The organism is Rhizobium sp. SEMIA4064, assembly GCF_003025035.1.
In the GTDB taxonomy this organism is placed as follows: Bacteria; Pseudomonadota; Alphaproteobacteria; order Rhizobiales; family Rhizobiaceae; genus Rhizobium; species Rhizobium paranaense.
Genome location: NZ_PYJN01000005.1, coordinates 242,210 through 262,834 on the forward strand (window position 1 = coordinate 242,210; position 20,625 = coordinate 262,834).

The following is a 20,625-nucleotide window of genomic DNA, read 5'->3' on the forward strand; positions in this document are numbered from 1 at the left end:
GGCGAAGCGGCCGCTCTTTTACGTCTGCGGCCTGTCCTTATTTGCGAATCGGTAGCGGATGGCAGCGGTCTCCTGCGCTATTTCATCGGCGATGATGCTTCTCGGGCTCGTTAGGCGCACGGGCAAAAATGACGGATCACGACTATGTAAATCTCATTCATTCGTCATTTGCGACTGTAAAATAGGCGATGGAAATGCTCCAATTGCCAGTGATATGCGGTATTTCAAGTAAATGCGATAAAAGCCTTGCGCTCAGTGCATTGCTGCATTGCGAAAGCCAGTCTGTTAATGCCTGCCCGGCGGTTATATCTAATCCCTCGAAGGCAGCGCACTCCTCCTCCCAGCGCTCCTTCATAGATTGGCAACACTCCTCCTCCTCCCAGTTGCCAATCCGGATCAAGAGCCCGATGCATCCTCCTCCCGCGTCGGGCTCTTTTTATTTCCCCCTGTTCTCTAAGATTCCTGTCGGTCTTGATTGTGGTCGTTTCTTCCAACCCACCGTTGCGCCTTTGCCTCGCTCCCATGAATTAGCACCACATCACGTTGCGAAGACAGCGAACGTCGCTTGCACGGTGACCCTCCATGGGTATGTTGGCGGCGACATTGGAATTGCGATGAAGAGGGTTGGCGCGATGCAGCGCATGGAAGATGCTGGCCGATGCGGGAAGGCCTTCTTCCGGGCTATCGCCGTTACTGCTGCTCTGTCGCTCACCGCCTGCGGCGGCCGTCCGATCGGCGTCATGCAGCCGGTCGTCGACAGTGTCCCGGGCACCTCCAAGGTCGATCTGCTGGTCGCCACCACTCGCCTGCCGGACAAGGACCCGGCGATCCTGTTTTCCGGAGAGCGCGGCCCCGGTTTGAAGGTAGATGCTGTCAGCGTCTCGATCCCGCCGGAGGCCAATCGCAAGGCTGGTCAGGTGCAGTGGCCGAGCCGGCTGCCCGGCGATCCCATGAAGAATTTCGTCACCACCTCCGTCCAGTCGATGACGGGTGTAGCCGACAATCAGGCGTGGCTGCGTACGCATCTGCCGAAGAACAAGCGCGTGCTGATTTTCGTGCACGGCTTCAACAATCGCTATGAGGATTCGGTCTATCGCTTTGCGCAGATCGTCCATGATTCCCATGCCGATGTCGCGCCGGTCGTTTTCACCTGGCCGTCGCGCGCCAGCATTTTCGACTATGCCTACGACAAGGAAAGCGCCAACTATTCCCGCGATGCGCTGGAAGAGCTGCTGCGCCGCGCTTCCTCCAATCCTTCCGTCGGCGATATCACCGTCATGGCTCACTCCATGGGCACCTGGCTCGCCGTCGAGGCCTTGAGGCAGATGGCGATCCGCGATGGCCGTGTCGCGCCGAAGATCAAGAACGTCATTCTTGCGTCTCCCGATCTTGACGTCGATGTCTTCGGCCAGCAATTTGCAGCGCTCGGCAAGGACAAGCCGCATTTCACCCTGTTCGTCTCACGCGACGACCGGGCGCTATCGCTGTCGCGCCGCATCTCCGGCAATGTCGACCGCCTCGGCCAGATCGACCCGGGCGCCGAGCCCTACCGCAGCGCGCTCGAAAAACAGGGCATCACCGTGCTCGATCTCACCAAGCTCAAGACCGGCGATCGGCTGAACCACGGCAAATTCGCCGAGAGCCCTGAGGTGGTCAAGCTGATCGGCGACCGGCTGATCGAGGGGCAGACCATCACCGATTCCGATGTCGGCATCGGCGAAGCGGTCGGTGCCGTCGCCATCGGCGCCGCGCAGACGGTCGGCAGCGCTGCCAGTGTCGCCGTCAGTGCGCCGATCGCCATCTTCGATCCGCGCACCCGCCAGAATTACGGCGAGCAGGTCCGCCGCCTTGGCGCATCCGCTAGCAATACCGTCGGCTCCGTCGGTGACAGCGTCGAGACGACCGGCAGCAGCGTCGGCACGGCGATCGGTCAATAGCTATTCTCGCTCCACCGCGACGAAGGATTTGCGCTTGGCATTCCGCTCTCTCGCAAAAACCGCATAGCCACATCTCCTGATCTGATATATCACAGAATCGCATCAAATCGGGCGCGCGCTCTGCGGATGGATTTCAGGAATGGACGAAAATAAGCGGACGGTCATCGTTGTCGGCGCCGGTATTGTCGGTGCGGCGATTGCCTTCGAATTGCAGCGGCGTGGACGGCAGGTGACGTTTGTGGACAAGGATGAGCCGGGCAAGGGCGCTTCCTTCGGCAATATGGCGAGCATTGCGCTCGATTTTGCCGCCAGTTCCGGCCCGTCCACCTGGCGCAAGATTCCCGGCTGGCTGCTGGACCCGGAAGGTCCGGTTTGGCTCAGGCCTTCCTATGCGCCGAAAATGCTGCCCTGGTTCCTGCGCTTCGTCGCCGCCGGTCGACCCTCCCGGTTGAAAGAGATCGAAGATGCCGGCATGGGCCTGTCCCGTCGCGCACTCGGTGACTTCAGAACGATGCTCGACACCATCGGCGCTCCGGATCTGATGACGGAAGAGGGCTGCCTGGCCATCTACGAGACCGAGTCGGAGTTTACCGGCGATCGCGGCCACATCGAGCTGATGCGGCGCTATGGTTTCGAGCACAAGGTTCTTTCCGGCGCGGAAATCCGCGATTACGAGCCGGCGCTCTCGCCGAAAATTGCCAAGGCCGTGCTGATGCCGGACAACAAGTCGATCCGCGACCCCTATCAGCTCGTGCTCAAGCTGGTGGATGCGGCAAAGGCTCTCGGCGCCACCTTCACCTCCGGCGCGATCCGAACCGTGGAGCGTCAGGCAAATGGCGCCATGGCGGTGCTTCTCGAAGACGAAAGGCGGCTGGAGGTCAATGATGTCGTGCTCGCCGCCGGCGTCCCGACGCGCTTCATCGCCTCTGCACTCGGCGAGCCGATCCCGCTCGAGACTGAGCGCGGCTATCACACGCAGATCATGAAGCCCGGCATTGCCATGCGCTATTCGATCATCTGGCCGCATCGTGCCTTCATGGTCACCCCGACGGCCGGCGGCATTCGCGTCGGCGGCAATGTCGAATTGGCGGGTCTCGATGCGCCTCCGGATTTTCGTCGTCCGCGCATCCTCGTCCGTCACGCTCAGCGGGCACTGCCAGGCCTGCAGGTGGAGGACGCCAAGGACTGGATGGGCCACCGCCCGGCGCTGCCCGACACGCTCCCGATCATCTCGCCCTCTTCACGCATTCCGGGCGTCTGGTACGCCACTGGCCATGGCCATCTGGGACTGACCTTTTCGGCGACGACAGCAAGGTTGATGGCCGATATGATGACCGGCGTCACGCCCGAGGTCGATATGACCCCGTTCCGCATCAATCGCTACTAGGAGGAATACATGTCCGAAACCGAAAAGCCCGTTGCACTGATCACCGGCGGCGGCCGCGGCATGGGCGAGGCGATCGCTCGCGAACTCTCGGCCAGCGGCTATCGCCTGGCATTGATGTCGCCTTCGGAAAGCTGCGAAAAGCTGGCCGCTGAACTCGGCGGTGTTGCCTCGCGCGGTGTCGCGGAAAAAGCCGAGGATATCCAGGCGATCTTCGACCTGACGATGAAGAGTTACGGCCGCATCGACGCCGTGGTCAATCATACCGGCCACCCACCGAAGGGCGATCTGCTGGATATTTCTGACGAGAGCTGGACGCTCGGCTCCGACATGATGATCCTGTCGCTGGTGCGCATGGCAAGGCTGGTGACGCCGGTCATGCTGAAGCAGGGCAAGGGCGCTTTCGTCAATATCACCACTTTTGCCGCCTACGAGCCGTCGCTGGTCTTCCCGGTTTCCTGCACCTACCGCGCTGCTGCCGGCGCCTTCACCAAGCTCTATTCGGACCGGTATGCGGCCAACAATATCCGCATGAACTGCATCCTGCCCGGCTATATCGACAGTTTGAATCACAAGCCGGAAACCGCCGACAAGGTGCCGATGAAGCGTATCGGCCTGATGAGCGAGATCGCCAAGACCGCGGCCTTCCTGCTCTCCGATGGCGCCGGCTACATCACCGGCCAGAATATTCGCGTTGATGGCGGTATCACCCGTCACGTCTGATTGGAGTTGTCGACATGAGATGGAAGCGCACGATTCAGTTGCTGGACGTTCATTGCGAAGGTGAAATCGGCAAGGTCGCGATCGGCGGCGTGCCGAAGATTCCTGGCAATACCATCGCCGAGCAACTGCAATGGCTGAACACAGATCCGAAGGGGCAGGAGCTGCGCCGCTTCCTAGTGCTGGAGCCGCGCGGCGCGCCGATCGGTTCCGTCAACCTGCTGCTGCCGGCCAAGCATCCCGATGCCGATGCCGGCTTCGTCGTCCTGCAGCCGGATCAGGCGCATGCGAGCTCCGGCTCCAATTCCATCTGCATGACGACGGCGCTGCTCGAATCCGGGATCGTCGAGATGAAGGAGCCGGAAACAGTGGTGACGCTCGACACCGCCGCCGGCCTAGTGCGGGCGACCGCCACCTGCCGCGACGGTCGCTGCGAGAAGGTGCGGCTCACCATGGTTCCGTCCTTCGTGCACGAGTTGGATGTGCAGATCGACACGCCGCATTGGGGCAGGATCAAGCTCGATCTCTGTTATGGCGGCATCTTCTATGCGCTCGTCGATGTCAGCCAGATCAATCTGACGATCGAGAAGGGCAATGCCGCAGCGCTCGTCCAGGCCGGCATGATCCTGAAGGATTTGATCAACCGTACGATCCCGGTCGTGCATCCGGAAATTCCGGCCATCTCCGGCGTCGCCTACGTGATGTTCCGGGATATCGACCCCGATGGCGCCATCCGCACCTGCACGACCATGTGGCCGGGCAGGGCCGACCGCTCGCCCTGCGGCACCGGCAATTCCGCCAACCTCGCCACGCTGCATGCCAGAGGCAAGGCCAAGGTCGGCGATGTCTTCAAATCCCGCTCGATCATCGGCTCGGAATTCGAGGTCGGCCTGCAGGCCGTGACAGAAGTTGCCGGCAAGCCCGCCATCATCCCCACCATCACCGGCCGCGGCTTCACCTTCGGCCTGAGCCAGGTGGCGCTGGATCCCTTCGATCCCATGGCGGAAGGTTTCGCCATGACGGACGTCTGGGGACCTTCGGCGGGGGATATTTGAGGGGTAAGTGGAGAGGCCGTTTCGATAGGTCGCATGGAGAGTTTAGCCCCTCACCCTAGCCCTCTCCCCGTTTTTGACGGGGAGAGGGGACGACCTCTCGCTCTCGTCCAGGTGATTGGCTGGTAAGAAGGCCGTGGGTGCGCCCATCCCCTTGGCCCCGCCTGCGGGGAGAAGATGGCCGAAGGCCGGATGAGGGGCTTTCTTGGCATGCGCCCTCGTTATCCCTTCGGATAAATCACACCCTTACGCAGAATGATATTTCCATAAAGCCGCGGCTCGCTTGTCTGCACCAGCGCATGCGCCTGCTTCACCCGCTCGTAGAATTCCGCCGGCAGCAGCGGCACGACCTTGATGTCGGGGACATGTCGTGCGCAAACGTCAACCATTTCCGCATGCACGGGATCGAGGGCATCGCGGTCCTGCTTGACCGTCGCGCGGAAAATCGCCTGCGGCACGAAATCGTCGATCGGCAATACGCTCAGCACCGCATCGAGCACCCGGACGACGCCATGGCCATCGAGACGGATGAGGCGGCGGGCATGTTCGAGACCCGGATAATTGCCGTCGACGAGGGCGATTTCATCGCCGTGTCCCATGGCGCGCAGCGTCGCCAAGAGGTCGGGGCTCAACAGCGGGTCAATGCCCTTCAGCATGGTCTATCTCCTTGAAAAGTATGTTCTGGTCTATGAGGTAGCGCGCGAAGATCGGCAGGCTGGCGCCGCCGATGGCACGTGCCTGCGGACCGACCGCGCCTTCGATGATCTCGGGCAGGACGACGCCCTGCAGGTCGAGATCCGAAGCCGCTTTGATGGTGGCGCGCACGACGCGTTCGCGCACCCAGTCGGGGAAGCCTCCATCGATGATGGCGGCGCTGAAATCGATGATGGAGGCGGCGGCGACGATCGCCTGCGCCAGTGCCTTTGCCGTATCCTGGATCCAGGTTTCCAACGGCTCGCCGAAATCGATCCAGTTATCGGCGGAATACCAGAGCGGCCGAGGATCGAAGCCGGCCTGCCGCAAGTAATTTTCCAGAACATAGATCGAAGCGATGTCGAGCAACTGCCGGGTTTCGCCGTTGCGTCCGCGTACGGGCAACGGGCCAAGCGCGCCTGCCGTTCCGGTTCGCCCCACGAAGATCGAGGAGTTCAAAACGATGCCGCCGCCGAGGAAGGAGCCGATGAAGAGATAGACGAAATCCGGATAGCGCGGACCGACGCCGAAGACGAGTTCGGCCCCGCAGGCGCTGGTGGCATCGTTCTGCAGATAGACGAGATAGGGCACACGAGCGGCGATCTCCGCCTGCAGGTCGAAACCGCGCCAGGCCTCCATCGCTCCATCGGGCGCACCGACTTCTTCCGCCCAGTTCCAGAGTTCGAAAGGGGCGGCGATGCCGACCCCGGCAAGCCGGCGGCGTTCTTCACTGCTGAGGCGTGCTTCGAGTTCCTGAATGCCTGATGTGACGAAGGACATGATGTCCTGCGGCAGCGGGTAGGGATAGATTTGGTGGAGTTGCATCCGAATGTGCCCGACGAAATCCATCAGCACGAGATCGGCGCTTCGCCGGCCGATCTTGACTCCGAAGGAGAGCACCGCATCCGGATTGAGCCGCATCGGAATGGAAGGCTGCCCCACGCGTCCGCGCACGGGCTCGCCGCGCGACAGCAGCCCCTCTTTCTCCAGGGCACGCATGATGACGGAGACCGTCTGTGCCGACAGTCCGCTGCGCCTCGCAATTTCCGCCTTCGACAGCGCGCCGTGACGGCGCACAAGCGACAGCACCAGCCGTTCATTATGCGCGCGGACGCGCACCTGATTCGCACCCCCGCTGGGGTCGAGAATCATGGGTGATGATGGCGTATCTGCCGGGTCTTGTAAGGGAGACATTGGCCCGCTCCTTCCATCATGGCCATGCCGTATTATTCAGCAACATGCCACATCCGATTAATAATTCAATCCGATTTATTTATTGACAGAAGGAAATCTTTAGGATCAGATACGGGCGTTGGAGGACGTGAGCATGGCCTTGGAGGCGGCCGATCTGGAAGAAATCCAAGCAGACATGACACGTCTTAGATCCGGTCTCACTGCGAGCCGAGACCGCCGGAAGGTTCCGGTCTATTCAAATTTTGGGAGGATTGAATGAAGAAATCTGTTGTTTCCGCAGCACTCGCCGCTCTGGCGATCGGTGTCGTCTTTGCCGCGCCGGCCAATGCTGCCAACGTTTCCGCCTGCCTGATCACCAAAACGGACACGAACCCCTTCTTCGTCAAGATGAAGGAAGGTGCTACCGCTAAGGCCAAGGAACTCGGCGTGACGCTGAAGTCCTATGCCGGCAAGATCGACGGCGACAGCGAAAGCCAGGTGGCTGCGGTCGAAAGCTGCATCGCCGAAGGCGCCAAGGGTATTCTGATCGCCGCTTCCGACACCAAGGGCATCGTTCCGACGATCAAGAAGGCGCGTGATGCAGGCCTCCTGGTCATTGCGCTCGACACCCCGCTGGATCCGGCTAACGCTGCCGACGCGACTTTCGCCACCGACAATCTTCTCGCCGGCAAGCTGATCGGTGAATGGGCCAACAAGACCCTCGGCGACAAGGCCAAGAGCGCCAAGATCGGCTTCCTCGACCTGACGCCGTCGCAGCCGACCGTCGACGTCCTGCGTGACCAGGGCTTCATGATCGGCTTCGGCATCGACCCGAAGGATCCGAACAAGATCGGCGACGAGACCGATCCGCGCATCGTCGGTCATGACGTCACCAACGGCAACGAAGAAGGCGGCCGCAAGGCCATGGAAAACCTTCTCCAGAAGGACTCCAGCATCAACGTCATCCACACGATCAACGAACCGGCCGCTATCGGCGCCTATCAGGCCCTGAAGGCAGTCGGTCTGGAAAAGCAGGTCCTGATCGTATCGGTTGACGGCGGTTGCCCGGGCGTCAAGTCGGTCAAGGATGGCGTCATCGGCGCGACCTCGCAGCAGTATCCGCTGATGATGGCTGCTCTCGGCGTCGAAGCGATCAAGAAGTTCGCCGACACCGGTGAAAAGCCGAAGCCGACCGAAGGCAAGTCCTTCTTCGACACCGGCGTTTCGCTGGTGACGGACAAGCCGGTTTCTGGCTTGAAGTCGATCGATACCAAGGAAGGTACTGCGAAGTGCTGGGGCTAAGCCCAATCCTAGGTTTGGCGTGATCTTGTTCGAAGAGCCGTTTCACACGTCTTGTTGATGCGGTTCTTCGGCTTAGGATTATGCCGTCGCGATACCATGCCGGCCGGGTTTGAGCCCCGGCCGGTTTCAACCCCGGCGGTTTCCGCGTAGTTCGGCGCGGTTGCGGAGGAAAACAATGACCGGAGCACAGGAATTCGAGCGTGTTCTCGATGGCAGCGACAAGAACGTCGCCTCGTTTGAGCACCAGGATGTCACTCTTCTCAAACGCACACAGCATTTCTTGCATTCGACTCCGGCCGCGGTGCCGTTGATCGTCTTGGTGGTGGCAATCATCATCTTCGGCATTGCCATCGGCGGTCGGTTCTTCTCCGCCTATACGCTGACCCTCGTTCTGCAGCAGATCGCCATTGTCGGCATTCTCGGCGCAGCGCAGACGCTGGTCATTCTGACCGCCGGCATCGATCTTTCGATCGGCGTGATCATGGTCATTTCCGCTGTCGTCATGGGCAATTGCGCCATAACCTACGGCATGCCGACGCCCATTGCCATTCTTGCCGGCATGCTTGTGGGCGGCGTCTGCGGATTGCTCAATGGTTTCCTCGTCGCCACCATGAAGCTGCCGCCGTTCATCGTGACGCTTGGCACCTGGAATATCGTCATGGCGACGAATTTCATCTATTCCGCCAACGAGACCATTCGCGACACCGATGTCGACGAACAGGCGCCGCTCTTGCATCTCTTCGCGATCAGCTTCCGGCTTGGCGGCGCGGTGCTGACGCTCGGCGTCATCGCCATGGTGCTGCTGGTGGTTGGCCTTTGGTACGTTCTCAATCACACGGCTTGGGGCCGGCATGTCTATGCTGTCGGCGATGATCCGGAAGCGGCAAAATTGTCGGGTATCCAGACCAAGAAGGTGCTGCTCGCCGTCTACGGCGTTTCGGGACTGATCGCGGCATTCGCCGCCTGGGTTTCGATCGGCCGCAACGGTTCGATCTCGCCATCCTCGGCCGTGACGGATTTCAATCTTCAGGCGATTACCGCGACCGTGATCGGCGGCATCTCGCTCTTCGGTGGCCGCGGTTCGATCCTCGGCACGCTGTTCGGCGCAATGATCGTCGGCGTAGTGTCCATGGGCCTCAACATGCTCGGAGCCGACCCGCAGTGGAAGGTTCTTTTGACTGGCGTGCTGATCATCGGCGCCGTCGCGATCGATCAATGGATCAGAAAGGTGTCGGCATGACCACGACTGGCGAACCTCTTCTCACAGCCCGCGGTCTCGTCAAGCGTTACGGACGCGTGACCGCCCTCGACAATGCCGATTTCGACCTCTATCCCGGCGAAATCCTTGCTGTCATCGGCGATAACGGCGCCGGCAAATCCTCGCTGATCAAGGCGATCTCCGGCGCGACCACGCCCGACGAAGGCGAGATCAAGCTGGAGGGGAAACCCGTCCACTTCCGATCGCCGATGGAAGCGCGCGAGGCCGGCATCGAGACCGTCTATCAGAACCTGGCATTGTCGCCGGCGCTCTCGATCGCCGACAATATGTTCCTTGGTCGCGAAATCCGGAAGCCCGGTATCCTCGGCTCCTTGTTCCGCATGCTCGATCGTCCGGCGATGGAAAAGCGCGCCCGCGACAAGCTCAGCGAACTTGGCCTGATGACGATCCAGAACATCAACCAGGCGGTGGAAACGCTCTCGGGCGGCCAGCGCCAGGGCGTGGCGGTGGCGCGTGCTGCCGCCTTCGGTTCCAAGGTCGTCATCATGGATGAGCCGACAGCCGCCCTTGGTGTCAAGGAAAGCCGCAAGGTGCTGGAGCTTATTCTGGACGTCCGCGCCCGCGGCTTGCCGATCGTGTTGATCTCGCACAATATGCCGCATGTCTTCGAGGTGGCAGATCGCATCCATATCCATCGCCTCGGGCGTCGTCTGACCGTGATCAACCCGAAGGAATATTCGATGTCGGATGCCGTTGCCTTCATGACCGGCGCCAAGGCGCCGCCGGCGGAAACCGTCGCCGCATGAGCTCCGTGCTCGAGGGAATCGCCGACGAGATTATCGGGCGCGCCAACGGCGTAAAACGGTTTCTCGTCGCGATTGCCGGCCCGCCCGGCGCCGGCAAATCGACGCTGGCGGACAATGTGGCCAAGGCGCTCATAGCCAAGGGCGAGAGCGCCGAGGTCCTTCCGATGGACGGCTTCCACATGGATAACGCCGTGCTGATCGAAAAGGGTCTGCTGAAGCGCAAGGGCGTTCCCGAAAGCTTCGACGTCCGCGCCTTTCTCGATATCGTCAAGGCTGTGCGCGCAGCCGATCAGGAAGTACTGGTGCCGGTCTTCGACCGTTCGCGCGAGATCGCCATCGCGTCGGCTCGCATCGTCTCTCCCGATCACCGCTTCATTGTCATCGAGGGGAACTACCTGCTCTTCAATCAGGGCAAGTGGGCGGAGCTGGAAGGCATGTTCGACTATTCGATCATGCTGGCGCCGCCGATGGAGGTCTTGGAGGAGCGGCTCTGGGAGCGTTGGCGGGGCTATAACCTCGACGAAGAGGCGGCGGGTGCCAAGGTCTACGGCAACGACCTGCCGAACGGCCGGCTGATCCTCGAGAACCGCCGTCCCGCTGATTTCACCATCGATATCGTACAGGGCTGAGCCCACACTGTCATTTACACGTCGCCATCGATTGTTTTGCGGTGGCGTATGGTGCTATTCGAAGCGCGATAACCATTCAGAGGTTCGCGCTCATGCAAAAGTTCACCATCCGCCGCCCTGACGATTGGCATCTGCATCTGCGTGACGGCGCCGTGCTGGAAGGCGTGATCGGGGATACCTCCAGGCATTTCGCCCGCGCCATCATCATGCCGAACCTGGTGCCGCCGGTCGTCACTACCGCGGATGCGGCGGCCTATCGTGAGCGCATCCTGAAGGCATTGCCGGCAGGCGACCGCTTTCAGCCGCTGATGACGCTTTATCTCACCGAGCACACCGATCCCGACGATGTCGAGGAAGGCAAGAAAAGCGGCCTCATCACCGCCGTCAAACTCTATCCCGCCGGTGCGACGACCAATTCCCATGGCGGCGTGCGGAATATGGACAGGGCGATGCCGGTGCTGGAGCGCATGGCCAAGATCGGCCTGCCGCTCTGTGTGCATGGCGAAGTGACGTCGCCGGATGTGGACATTTTCGACCGCGAGGCCGTTTTCATCGAAACCGTACTCGATCCGCTGCGTCAGCGCCTGCCGGAACTGAAAGTCACCATGGAGCACGTGACGACATCGGACGGCATTGACTACATCAAGTCGGCAAAGGCCAATCTCGCCGGCTCGATCACCACGCATCACCTGATCATCAACCGCAACGCCATCCTCGTCGGCGGTATCAGGCCGCATTATTACTGCCTGCCGGTCGCCAAGCGCGAAAGCCACCGCCTGGCGCTGCGCGCTGCCGCCACGAGCGGCGACGCCAGGTTCTTCCTCGGCACCGATTCCGCCCCGCATGTCGATCCGCTGAAGGAATGCGCCTGCGGCTGCGCCGGCATCTACACATCGGTCAACACCATGAGCTGCCTGGCCCATGTGTTCGAACAGGAAGGTGCGCTCGATAAACTCGAGGCTTTCGCTTCACTGAACGGCCCCGCCTGGTATGGGCTGGCGGCGAACGAGGATCGCATTACGCTGATCCGCCGCGCGGAATCGGTGGCCTTTCCCGACAAGATCAAAACCGAAGCGGGCGCCATTACCGTGTTTGATCCGATGTTCCCCTTGCACTGGGATGTCGAGGCTTAAGAAAAATAATCCTGCGTGCCGATAAAAATATTTTTGTTTGGAGACTGCTTTCGTAATATCAAAGGCATATTTTATTGAAATACATGATCTTTATCGGATCCCGTAACCAATATGATACCCCTTGAGGGGTAGCGTTATGCCGATCCCCAACGGTGCGGAATGAAACCGTCGAAGGAAAAGCATGGAGCTCGACTATAATTCTCTTCTGCTTGCCCTTGGCGTTTCTGCGTCCTGTCTTGCGGTGACGCTGGGCGGAAGCTGGTTTTCCCGCCGGCCTGAGACATTCCTGCTGAGCTGTTCTGCGGGCCTTGTGCCGATCGTTGTCGGGATTTTCACCTATGGTGCCTATGTCGACAAGCCGCGACCGATACTCGCCATTCTCACCTTCGTGCTGTTTTTTATTGGCTTTTCGATCATCTGGGCGGCGGGATATCAGTTCCGCACGCGTCGGTTTTCCAAGACCCGCGCTTTGCTGGGAAGCTTGACCGGCATTGCCGCTTCCGTGCCGGCCATGCTCGCCGGTTATGATGGCCTCGCTTTCATGGGCGACAATATCGTTGTCGCGGTGCTTCTGCTGTTGACGGCGCGCGAATATTGGTTGAGCCGTCATGAGGCGCTGACGCCGCTCTATGGCATCGCAGCGCTTTACACGCTGACCGCCATTTCCTTTGCGCTGTGTGCGGGCGTCCTGATCTGGGACGGTAAGCTCGTGCTCGGCCATGCGCCGGACAATTGGGCCGAAGATGTCAGCCTTGCCATCTGCATTGCCGGCATGACTGGCATCGGCGCCCTGTCGCTGGCGCTGCATCAATGGCGTCAGGCGGCGCATCATCGTCAGCAGGCCATCACCGATCCGCTGACCGGTCTGCTCAACCGGCGGGCTCTGTTCGATCTCTATGGCCACCGCTCTTTCGGCCCGTCCATGGCCGTAATCGTCTTCGACATCGATCGCTTCAAGTCCGTCAACGATCAGTATGGCCATGCCACCGGCGACATAGTGCTTAAGCTTTTTGCCAAGGAATTGTCGGCCGGACTGCGGGCCTCCGACAAGGTCGCTCGTCTTGGTGGTGAGGAATTTGCACTGGTCCTCGACAATGCCTTGTCGGGCCGGGCAGAGCAGATCGCTGAGCGGGTCCGCGACGCTTTTGCTGCCCGTGAAATCATCGCCGACGGCAAATCGTTTGCTTGCACGGTCAGCGCCGGTGTCGCGCTCGGCACCGCCGAGGGTATCGGTTTCGACAGCGTCCTCAGCACCGCCGACAAGGCGCTTTATGCTGCCAAGCGCAATGGCCGCAACCGCGTCGAGGTTGCGGTCTATCTGCACGCCGTCTCGCCGGACGTTTCTCGTACGGCGTCCTGACGATCAATTAAAACAGAGCCCGGACGAAGGCGCATGAGGCGAGCAGCGACGCCACCGTACGCACATGGTTCCACTTCGTCCAATCGCTGAGATAGGTACTCCATAGCTGAGCTGCTTCCGCCGTGCGGCCATCGACCTTATCCAGGGCGTCATTCAAGGGGACGTTGAAGACCATGGTCGAAAGAAGGCTGGCGACGAGGTAGAGCGCCGCGCCGGCAATCATCAGGATGCTGGTGCCGCCCCGCCAATAGAGCATTGCCATCACGGCGATGAACACCGAGAGCGCAGCCGTCAACAGGAACAGTGCGATAAAGGGTGAACGCACAATCGTCGTATTGATCGATTGCATGGCGGCGACGCCCTGATCGACGGTAAGACGGGCGAAGGCCTGCATAATGAAGGTCGAGAAGGCAAAATAGACGCCGGCGAGAAGGCCGCTGCCGAGTGCGGCGGCGATGAGAGCGATGTTCGTGATCGGGTAGGTCATGATTGGACACTCCAGATGCCGCTTGTGGCGGTTCCACGGGCATAGTCGGAAAAATTCCTGGGCGGCCTGGCGAGTACCTGTCGGACGACACGGCCGCCGGTTTTTCCCAATCCGCCGATGGCGGCGATCGTCGAGATCTGCATATCGGGCCTCCCTCGTTTAAAATGTGATAAATTATCTCATTTGCGAAATGTGATAAACTCTCTTATATCGTCTGTCAAGAACGACGGGCGAGTGGTGGCATGACGCAGGAACCGATTGTGAAACGCAGGCGCAGCAAGGAAGAGGCGGGGACACCGCGCCGAATCCCCAGCCAGCAGCGCGGCCGCGAGCGTGTCGAGCGGATCTTATCGGTTGCGATGGAGCTGATCGAAAAGAACGGCAGCGACGCATTGCGTATGGGCGAGATCGTCGAAAAGGCCGGAGTCTCCTTCGGTTCGCTCTATCAATATTTTCCCGACAAGACCGCCATTATCCGTGTCCTGGCCGAACGCTTCAACGAACAGGGGCGGCAATGTGTGGAGATCGAACTGGCGCGCGTGCAAAGCACTGACGATCTTCAGGGCGCGCTTGGCAGCATCGTCGACGGTTACTACGCGATGTTCCGCGATGAGCCGGTCATGCGGGATATCTGGCATGCGACCCAGGCGGACAAGCTTCTGCAGGAGATCGATGCCGAGGATATGGAATGGCATTCTCAGGCTTTTCTGGCCGTCCTTCATCGTCTCTGGCCGACGCGTGATTCCGAGGAGCTGGCTCGGATTGCGCGACTGACCATGCAATTGGTCGCCGCCGCCGTGCGCTATGCGATTTCGCTCGAGAAGGAGGAGGGCGACAGGGCGATCGCCCTGTTTAAGGCAATGCTGCCCGCTGATATCGGTGCTGTTTCGGAGAAGCCGCCGCAATCGATGCAATAGCCTCTGGAAGAGGCGCGCAGAGGACCGATCCGTCTGGAAACCTCGGCCACTTGCTGCTATTGCCGCAGGAATGTCTTAAATAGCGAAGGAGGCCTGCATGACCACCCAGATGACATTTTCCGATCGCGCCGTCATGGCCGAACTGGTGGCGAAGATGCTTTGGGAGATCAAGGCGGTGCATTTCAGCGCCGAGAAGCCTTATAAGTTGGCTTCCGGCATGGCGAGCCCGGTCTATATCGATTGCCGTAAGCTGATTTCCTACCCGCGCATTCGTTCGACAGTGATGGATTTCGCCGCCAGCATCGTCATGCGCGACGCCGGTTTCGAGCAGTTCGATTGCGTTGCCGGCGGCGAGACGGCGGGCATTCCCTTCGCCGCCTTCCTCGCCGAGCGTCTTGATCTGCCGATGATCTATGTCCGCAAGCAGCCGAAGGGCCATGGCCGCAATGCACAGATCGAGGGCCATATGCCGGAAGGGGCCCGTGTATTGGTCATCGAGGATCTGACAACGGCGGGCGGCAGCATGTTTACGTTCATCGACGCCATCCGTGCTGCCGGCGGCATCGTCGACCACGGTATGGCGCTGTTTTACTACGGCATTTTCCCGGAAGCCGAGGAGCGCTTTGCCAACGCGAAGGTTCGGCTCCACCATATCGCCACCTGGCGTGATGCGCTTGCCGTCGCCAAGGCGCAAAAGCTGTTCGACGACAAAACGCTCGAGGAAGTGGAAGCTTTTCTCAACGCGCCGCTCGCCTGGTCTGGCCGGAATGGCGGCGTATCGGAACTGGCAACAAAGTGATGCTTTGCTTTTGCCGTAAATTTATCTAATCGATTTACGGACTACACTGACAGACATGCCATCGAGGAGGCCGGAATGATATTGTGCTGTGGCGAAGCTTTGATCGACATGCTGCCGCGAGATACGACGCTGGGTGAAAAGGCCTTTGCGCCCTATGCCGGCGGCGCGATCTTCAATACCGCGATTGCGCTTGGCCGTCTTGGCGTTCCGACCGGTTTCTTCACCGGCATTGCCGACGACATGATGGGCGATATCTTGCGCGAGACGCTCGCGGCCGCCAAGGTGGATTACAGCTATTGCGCTATCGCTCCGCGTCCGAGCACGATCGCTTTCGTCAAGCTCGTCAACGGCCAGGCGACCTATGCCTTCTACGACGAAGGTTCCGCCGGCCGCATGATCACCGAGGCCGATCTCCCCGCTTTGGGAGATGACTGCGAAGCCCTGCATTTCGGTGCCATCAGCCTGATCCCGAATCCCTGCGGTGCGACCTACGAAGCGCTGATGAAGCGCGAATATCAAAGCCGGGTGATCTCGCTCGATCCGAACATCCGCCCCGGCTTCATCAAGGACAAGCCGGCGCATATGGGCCGCATCAGCCGCATGGCCGCCATGTCCGACATCCTGAAGTTCTCCGATGAAGATCTTGAATGGTTCGGCATCGCCGGCAACCATGACGAACTTGCGGCTCACTGGCTGAACCAGGGCGCCAAGCTGGTCGTTGTCACCAAGGGCGCCGAGGGCGCGACGGGCTATACGAAGTCATTGAAGGTGACGGTGCCGAGCGAACGCGTGACCGTGGTTGATACCGTCGGCGCGGGCGACACGTTCGACGCCGGCATCCTGGCATCGCTGAAGATGAACAATCTGCTGACCAAGGCGCAGGTTGCATCTCTGGATGAGAAGGGGCTTCGCGACGCGCTGGCCTTGGGCGCCAAGGCCGCGGCCGTTACGGTGTCCCGCGCAGGTGCCAACCCGCCCTGGGCGCATGAGATTGGGCTGTAAGAGGTCCTATCCCGCCCCTGGCGGCGGGAAAGCAATTTCTTAGGATTAGGCGAGGGCTTGCCCCTTGTCTAATTCTTAGAAATTGCAAGGGCGGGGGTAGGCAGGGACGTGACCAATGTCCAGCGGATCAGTGCAAGAAGCGGACCTCCACCCTTGCAATTTCAATGGCTTAGAAATTGCGAGAAGCTTTTGAAGATGCAGAGCTTCCGGTATCGCAATTCCTAAACCAATGAAATTGCTTTCTCGCCCGCCAAGGGCGAGATAACCTCGCGTTTGCCGCACCTTCACGTAAAAGGGCCCGCCTGACGCAACAGACGGGGCCATTTTATTCTTGGTCGAAGAGACTTACTTCGCCCGGCTTGCGAGCGCAGCCACCAGGCCCTGCGTCGACGAATCGTGGCCGGCAGCGCTTTCCTTGCCTTCGATGACCGGCAGCAGGCCGGTTGCCAGTTCCTTGCCGAGCTCGACGCCCCACTGGTCGAAGGAGTTGATGCGGAAGAGCACGCCTTCGACGAAGACGCGATGTTCATAGAGCGCGATCAGGCGGCCGAGTGCGTAGGGGGTCAGCTTGTCGTAGACGAAGGTGATCGACGGGCGATTGCCGGTGAATACGCGGTGCGGCGCGATGAAATCGGCCTTTTTATCGTCCATGCCCTTGGCGGTGAGCTGGGCCTTGGCTTCGGCGAAGGTGCGGCCCTTCATCAGGGCTTCCGACTGTGCCACACAGTTTGCCACCAGCAACTGGTGCTGGTGGCGCAGATCCGGTTCGAAGGCATTGGCGGCGATCATGAATTCGGCCGGAATGATGCTCGTGCCCTGGTGGATCAACTGGTAAAAAGCGTGCTGGCCGTTGGTGCCGGGCTCGCCCCAGACGACCGGGCCGGAATTGCCCTCGACCGGCGTGCCGTCGATGGTGACGCCCTTGCCATTCGATTCCATATCGAGCTGCTGCAGATAGGCGGGGAAGCGCGACAGGCGCTGGTCATAGGGCAGGATGGCGCGGGTCGTGTAACCCAGCACGTTGCGATGATAGAAGCCGATGAGGCCCAGCAGCATCGGCAGGTTTTCCTTGAGCGGCGCCTTGCGGAAATGGTTGTCCATCGCATGCGCGCCGTCGAGGAATTTGCCGAAATTCTCCGGACCGACAGCAATCATCAGCGGCAGGCCGATGGCCGACCAGATCGAGTAGCGGCCGCCGACCCAATCCCAGAAGCCGAAGACGCGCTCGCTATCGATGCCGAAAGCGGCAACCTTGTCGAGCGCGGTCGAAACGGCGGCGAAGTGATGCTGAACAGCAGCTTCACCAAGAGCCTTGGCGATGAAGTTGCGCGCCGTCTGGGCGTTCGTCATCGTCTCGATGGTGGTGAAGGTCTTGGACGCGATGATGAACAGCGTCGTTTCCGGCGCAACGAGCTTCAGGATATCGGCGATATGGGCGCCGTCGATGTTGGAGACGAAATGCGCGCGCGGGCCATCATGGAAGGGGGCAAGCGCCAGCGTCGCCATGACCGGGCCGAGATCGGAGCCGCCAATGCCGATATTGATGACGTCGGTGATCGCCTTGCCGGTCGCGCCTTTCAGCGTGCCCGAGCGGATACCGTCGGCAAATTTGCCCATGGCCGCTAGCACGCCGTTGACGTCAAGCATTACGTCCTTGCCATCGACGAAGACCGGCGTATTGGAGCGATTGCGCAGCGCGGTGTGCAGAACGGCGCGATTTTCGGTGAAATTGATGGCAACGCCCGAAAACATCTCGTCGCGCTTGGCTGCAATACCGCCTTCGTTGGCGAGCTTTTCGAGAAGCGCGAAGACCTCGTCGTTCACCGCAGTCTTGGAATAGTCCATCAGCAGGTCGTCAAGCGCGGTGCTGAAGCGGGAGAAACGTTGGGAGTCGGCTGCAAAGGCCGCGCGGATATCCGTGGCTTTGGTGGCCGCTGCAGTGCTCTTCAGTTGTTCGACGAGGGCGTTCATGGGGGCTCCTTGCGGTTCACGCCGCAGGCCATCTGGCGAGGGCGGGGCACTCTGAGTTGGTCGCGGAAACTATTCGCTTTGTAAGGGGTAAATCAAGTTCGCGCACCGGTAAAAACGAAAAAAGCCGCCCGCGGAGAAGGGCGGGCGGCTTTCCGAATGGCATGGAATAGTGACATCCAATTATGTCAGTTACGCAATTCCTTGCGCAGGATTTTGCCGACATTCGATTTCGGCAATTCGCTGCGGAATTCGATGAAGCGTGGCCGCTTGTAGTTGGTGAGGTTTGCAACGCAATGCGCCTTGACATCGGCCTCGGTCAACGCCTGATCCTTTTTGACGATGAAAAGCTTGACAGCTTCGCCCGAATGTTCGTCCGGCACGCCGATGGCCGCGGCTTCGAGAATGCCCGGATGCATGGCGGCGACTTCCTCGATCTCGTTCGGATAGACGTTGAAGCCGGAGACCAGGATCATGTCCTTCTTGCGGTCGACGATCTTGGTGTAGCCGCGCTCGTCCATGAAACCCATGTCGCCGCTGCGGAAGAAGCCGTCCGCTGTCATCACGCGTGCGGTTTCGGCCGGTTGCTTCCAGTAGCCCGCCATGACCTGCGGCCCGCGGATGCAGATTTCGCCGACCTCGCCGAGAGGCAGCGATCTGCCGTTCTCGTCGCGAATGTCGAAATCGGTGCCCGTGATCGGCAGCCCGATCGTTCCGGAGAATTGCGAACTGTCGAAGCGGTTGGCGCTTGCAACCGGCGAGGTCTCGGAAAGGCCATAACCTTCGGTGATCCAGGCTCCCGTCATTTTTTGCCAGCGCTCGGCAACCGGCCGCTGCACCGCCATGCCGCCGGCGAGGACTGCGGTATGGGACAGATCGAGCTTGGCGAATTCGGGATTGTTCATCAGCGCGTTGAACAGCGTGTTCAGGCCGGGGAACATATCGAACTTGTATTTGCCCAGCTCCTTGATGAAGCCCGGTATGTCGCGTGGGTTGGCAATCAGGACGTTATGACCGCCGAGTGACATGCCCATCAACGAATTCACCGTCAGCGCGAAGATGTGATAGAGCGGCAATGCGCAGACGAAAGTTAGCTGTTCGGGGCGCGGCTTGTTGATATAGGCGGATTGCAGCCAGAGCAGCAATTGCTGCTGGTTGGCGAGCAGATTGGAATGGGTGAGGATCGCGCCCTTGGCAACGCCGGTGGTGCCGCCGGTATATTGCAGGAACGCAATATCTTTGCCCGTGAGTTCGGCTGGTCTCAACGGCAGGCGCGCGCCTTCGGAGACCACACCCTTGAAGCCGCGATGGCCGGGGATGGACCATGCCGGCACGAGCTTCTTCACCTTGCGGACGATGAAGTTGACGATGTGGCCCTTGATGCCAAGCATGTCGCCAAGTGCCGTGACCACGACATGGCGCACATCCGTATGCCCCAGAACCTGCTCCACCGTATGAGCGAAGTTTTCAAGAACGAAGATCGCCTTGGCGCCGCAATCGCGAAGCTGGTGCTCGAGTTCGCGCGGCGTGTAGAGCGGGTTGACGTTGACGACCACGAGGCCGGCGCGAAGTATGCCGTACACGGTCACGGGGTTTTGCAGCACGTTCGGCATCATGACGGCGACGCGATCGCCCTTCTGAAGGCCGAGGCTCTGCAGCCAGGCGGCGATTTTGCGCGTCTGCGTATCGAGGTCGCGATAGGTAATGGATTTGCCCATGCTGGTGAAGGCGAGCTTGTCGGCATAGCGCGCGCAGCTTTCTTCCAGCAGTTCGATGAGCGATGCGTGCTCCAACGGCGGCAATTCGGCCGGTACGATATCCGGATAGGAAGCAAGCCATATTTTGTTGACCTGCGGTCTATCCGAAGGAGCAGAGACTGAATTCATGCGCACTTCCTCCCTTACGCATCATCACGCCTCGCCCTTGGCGAGCCGCGGCTTTGTAGCGTGGCACTGCTTCGCTGAAAAGTCTCCCGCTTTTCACAGTGCTGCCGCTTTTGCCCTCACCTAAAGACGTAGAGCAACAACGAAAAGCTATACTAACT

20 protein-coding genes are annotated in these 20,625 nt (G+C 60.4%); 13 read left to right on the plus strand and 7 right to left on the minus strand.

What is annotated here, in order from left to right; all coding sequences use genetic code 11:
* Positions 1–157: 157 nt before the first annotated feature.
* Positions 158–355, minus strand: coding sequence for a hypothetical protein (locus C9E91_RS02975; protein ID WP_181315993.1), 198 nt, complete (start codon positions 353–355; stop codon positions 158–160).
* A 277-nt stretch (positions 356–632) separates the two neighbouring features.
* Here C9E91_RS02975 and C9E91_RS02980 point away from each other — a divergent pair, with 277 nt between their 5' ends.
* From C9E91_RS02980 to C9E91_RS02995, 4 genes are all read left to right on the plus strand, one after another.
* Positions 633–1,937, plus strand: coding sequence for an alpha/beta hydrolase (locus C9E91_RS02980; RefSeq protein WP_181316002.1), 1,305 nt, complete (start codon positions 633–635; stop codon positions 1,935–1,937).
* A gap of 139 nt (positions 1,938–2,076) precedes the next feature.
* Positions 2,077–3,324 carry an NAD(P)/FAD-dependent oxidoreductase gene (locus tag C9E91_RS02985; protein WP_107106872.1) on the plus strand — a complete coding sequence of 416 codons (1,248 nt, stop codon included), beginning with the start codon at positions 2,077–2,079 and terminating at the stop codon, positions 3,322–3,324.
* A gap of 9 nt (positions 3,325–3,333) precedes the next feature.
* Complete coding sequence (locus C9E91_RS02990; RefSeq protein WP_107106873.1) at positions 3,334–4,044, plus strand: SDR family oxidoreductase; 711 nt, start codon at positions 3,334–3,336, stop codon at positions 4,042–4,044.
* Positions 4,045–4,058: 14 nt separating this feature from the next.
* The gene (locus tag C9E91_RS02995) at positions 4,059–5,096 is read left to right on the plus strand and encodes a 4-hydroxyproline epimerase (RefSeq protein ID WP_107106874.1); all 1,038 of its coding nucleotides are present in this window, start codon (positions 4,059–4,061) and stop codon (positions 5,094–5,096) included.
* 218 nt (positions 5,097–5,314) lie between these two features.
* On the opposite strand, the gene C9E91_RS03000 is transcribed toward C9E91_RS02995, so the two are convergent.
* Together C9E91_RS03000 and C9E91_RS03005 are read right to left on the minus strand one after the other, a co-directional pair.
* Positions 5,315–5,749 carry an RbsD/FucU family protein gene (locus C9E91_RS03000; RefSeq protein ID WP_107106875.1) on the minus strand — a complete coding sequence of 145 codons (435 nt, stop codon included), beginning with the start codon at positions 5,747–5,749 and terminating at the stop codon, positions 5,315–5,317.
* Positions 5,733–6,980 carry an ROK family transcriptional regulator gene (locus C9E91_RS03005; protein WP_107106876.1) on the minus strand — a complete coding sequence of 416 codons (1,248 nt, stop codon included), beginning with the start codon at positions 6,978–6,980 and terminating at the stop codon, positions 5,733–5,735. The genes C9E91_RS03000 and C9E91_RS03005 overlap by 17 nt, the downstream gene beginning before the upstream one ends.
* A gap of 255 nt (positions 6,981–7,235) precedes the next feature.
* On the opposite strand from C9E91_RS03005, the gene C9E91_RS03010 reads away from it, so the two are divergent.
* From C9E91_RS03010 to C9E91_RS03035, 6 genes are all read left to right on the plus strand, one after another.
* A complete protein-coding gene (locus tag C9E91_RS03010) occupies positions 7,236–8,261 on the plus strand; it encodes a sugar ABC transporter substrate-binding protein (RefSeq protein WP_107106877.1) in 1,026 nt (341 codons plus the stop codon).
* A gap of 175 nt (positions 8,262–8,436) precedes the next feature.
* Entirely contained in the window at positions 8,437–9,501 is a 1,065-nt protein-coding gene (locus C9E91_RS03015; RefSeq protein WP_107106878.1) for an ABC transporter permease, read from the plus strand.
* Positions 9,477–10,286 (plus strand): ATP-binding cassette domain-containing protein, encoded by an 810-nt coding sequence (locus C9E91_RS03020; protein ID WP_181315994.1) that lies wholly within the window; start codon positions 9,477–9,479, stop codon positions 10,284–10,286. Before C9E91_RS03015 ends, C9E91_RS03020 begins: the two co-directional genes overlap by 25 nt.
* Positions 10,283–10,915, plus strand: coding sequence for a nucleoside triphosphate hydrolase (locus C9E91_RS03025; RefSeq protein ID WP_107106879.1), 633 nt, complete (start codon positions 10,283–10,285; stop codon positions 10,913–10,915). Before C9E91_RS03020 ends, C9E91_RS03025 begins: the two co-directional genes overlap by 4 nt.
* Before the next feature lie 92 nt (positions 10,916–11,007).
* Positions 11,008–12,048 carry a dihydroorotase gene (pyrC, locus tag C9E91_RS03030; RefSeq protein ID WP_107106880.1) on the plus strand — a complete coding sequence of 347 codons (1,041 nt, stop codon included), beginning with the start codon at positions 11,008–11,010 and terminating at the stop codon, positions 12,046–12,048.
* A gap of 181 nt (positions 12,049–12,229) precedes the next feature.
* On the plus strand, positions 12,230–13,408 hold the full coding sequence (locus C9E91_RS03035; protein WP_107106881.1) for a GGDEF domain-containing protein: 1,179 nt from the start codon (positions 12,230–12,232) through the stop codon (positions 13,406–13,408).
* A gap of 7 nt (positions 13,409–13,415) precedes the next feature.
* Here the strand turns inward: C9E91_RS03035 and C9E91_RS03040 are convergent, their stop codons facing one another.
* Positions 13,416–13,895, minus strand: a complete 480-nt coding sequence (locus C9E91_RS03040) for an anthrone oxygenase family protein (RefSeq protein ID WP_107106882.1) — start codon at positions 13,893–13,895, stop codon at positions 13,416–13,418.
* Positions 13,892–14,038 (minus strand): hypothetical protein, encoded by a 147-nt coding sequence (locus C9E91_RS19700; protein WP_181315995.1) that lies wholly within the window; start codon positions 14,036–14,038, stop codon positions 13,892–13,894. The genes C9E91_RS03040 and C9E91_RS19700 overlap by 4 nt, the downstream gene beginning before the upstream one ends.
* A 99-nt stretch (positions 14,039–14,137) precedes the next feature.
* Here C9E91_RS19700 and C9E91_RS03045 point away from each other — a divergent pair, with 99 nt between their 5' ends.
* The 3 genes from C9E91_RS03045 (at position 14,138) to C9E91_RS03055 (ending at position 16,613) form a co-directional block, all read left to right on the plus strand.
* Positions 14,138–14,812 carry a TetR/AcrR family transcriptional regulator gene (locus C9E91_RS03045; protein WP_107106883.1) on the plus strand — a complete coding sequence of 225 codons (675 nt, stop codon included), beginning with the start codon at positions 14,138–14,140 and terminating at the stop codon, positions 14,810–14,812.
* Between the two features lie 97 nt (positions 14,813–14,909).
* The gene (locus tag C9E91_RS03050) at positions 14,910–15,611 is read left to right on the plus strand and encodes an orotate phosphoribosyltransferase (RefSeq protein WP_107106884.1); all 702 of its coding nucleotides are present in this window, start codon (positions 14,910–14,912) and stop codon (positions 15,609–15,611) included.
* 75 nt (positions 15,612–15,686) lie between these two features.
* Positions 15,687–16,613, plus strand: a complete 927-nt coding sequence (locus C9E91_RS03055) for a carbohydrate kinase family protein (protein WP_107106885.1) — start codon at positions 15,687–15,689, stop codon at positions 16,611–16,613.
* Positions 16,614–16,958: 345 nt separating this feature from the next.
* Here the strand turns inward: C9E91_RS03055 and pgi are convergent, their stop codons facing one another.
* Together pgi and C9E91_RS03065 are read right to left on the minus strand one after the other, a co-directional pair.
* Positions 16,959–18,584 (minus strand): glucose-6-phosphate isomerase, encoded by a 1,626-nt coding sequence (pgi, locus tag C9E91_RS03060; protein ID WP_107106886.1) that lies wholly within the window; start codon positions 18,582–18,584, stop codon positions 16,959–16,961.
* 185 nt (positions 18,585–18,769) lie between these two features.
* A complete protein-coding gene (locus tag C9E91_RS03065; RefSeq protein WP_107106887.1) occupies positions 18,770–20,467 on the minus strand; it encodes a long-chain fatty acid--CoA ligase in 1,698 nt (565 codons plus the stop codon).
* Positions 20,468–20,625: the final 158 nt, after the last annotated feature.

Coding starts and splice junctions, on each gene's coding strand:
- C9E91_RS02975 (WP_181315993.1), bottom strand. CDS start 355: ATGAAGGAGCGCTGGGAGGAGGAGTGCGCTGCCTTCGAGGGATTAGAT.
- C9E91_RS02980 (WP_181316002.1), top strand. CDS start 633: ATGCAGCGCATGGAAGATGCTGGCCGATGCGGGAAGGCCTTCTTCCGG.
- C9E91_RS02985 (WP_107106872.1), top strand. CDS start 2,077: ATGGACGAAAATAAGCGGACGGTCATCGTTGTCGGCGCCGGTATTGTC.
- C9E91_RS02990 (WP_107106873.1), top strand. CDS start 3,334: ATGTCCGAAACCGAAAAGCCCGTTGCACTGATCACCGGCGGCGGCCGC.
- C9E91_RS02995 (WP_107106874.1), top strand. CDS start 4,059: ATGAGATGGAAGCGCACGATTCAGTTGCTGGACGTTCATTGCGAAGGT.
- C9E91_RS03000 (WP_107106875.1), bottom strand. CDS start 5,749: ATGCTGAAGGGCATTGACCCGCTGTTGAGCCCCGACCTCTTGGCGACG.
- C9E91_RS03005 (WP_107106876.1), bottom strand. CDS start 6,980: ATGTCTCCCTTACAAGACCCGGCAGATACGCCATCATCACCCATGATT.
- C9E91_RS03010 (WP_107106877.1), top strand. CDS start 7,236: ATGAAGAAATCTGTTGTTTCCGCAGCACTCGCCGCTCTGGCGATCGGT.
- C9E91_RS03015 (WP_107106878.1), top strand. CDS start 8,437: ATGACCGGAGCACAGGAATTCGAGCGTGTTCTCGATGGCAGCGACAAG.
- C9E91_RS03020 (WP_181315994.1), top strand. CDS start 9,477: ATGGATCAGAAAGGTGTCGGCATGACCACGACTGGCGAACCTCTTCTC.
- C9E91_RS03025 (WP_107106879.1), top strand. CDS start 10,283: ATGAGCTCCGTGCTCGAGGGAATCGCCGACGAGATTATCGGGCGCGCC.
- pyrC (WP_107106880.1), top strand. CDS start 11,008: ATGCAAAAGTTCACCATCCGCCGCCCTGACGATTGGCATCTGCATCTG.
- C9E91_RS03035 (WP_107106881.1), top strand. CDS start 12,230: ATGGAGCTCGACTATAATTCTCTTCTGCTTGCCCTTGGCGTTTCTGCG.
- C9E91_RS03040 (WP_107106882.1), bottom strand. CDS start 13,895: ATGACCTACCCGATCACGAACATCGCTCTCATCGCCGCCGCACTCGGC.
- C9E91_RS19700 (WP_181315995.1), bottom strand. CDS start 14,038: ATGCAGATCTCGACGATCGCCGCCATCGGCGGATTGGGAAAAACCGGC.
- C9E91_RS03045 (WP_107106883.1), top strand. CDS start 14,138: ATGACGCAGGAACCGATTGTGAAACGCAGGCGCAGCAAGGAAGAGGCG.
- C9E91_RS03050 (WP_107106884.1), top strand. CDS start 14,910: ATGACCACCCAGATGACATTTTCCGATCGCGCCGTCATGGCCGAACTG.
- C9E91_RS03055 (WP_107106885.1), top strand. CDS start 15,687: ATGATATTGTGCTGTGGCGAAGCTTTGATCGACATGCTGCCGCGAGAT.
- pgi (WP_107106886.1), bottom strand. CDS start 18,584: ATGAACGCCCTCGTCGAACAACTGAAGAGCACTGCAGCGGCCACCAAA.
- C9E91_RS03065 (WP_107106887.1), bottom strand. CDS start 20,467: ATGAATTCAGTCTCTGCTCCTTCGGATAGACCGCAGGTCAACAAAATA.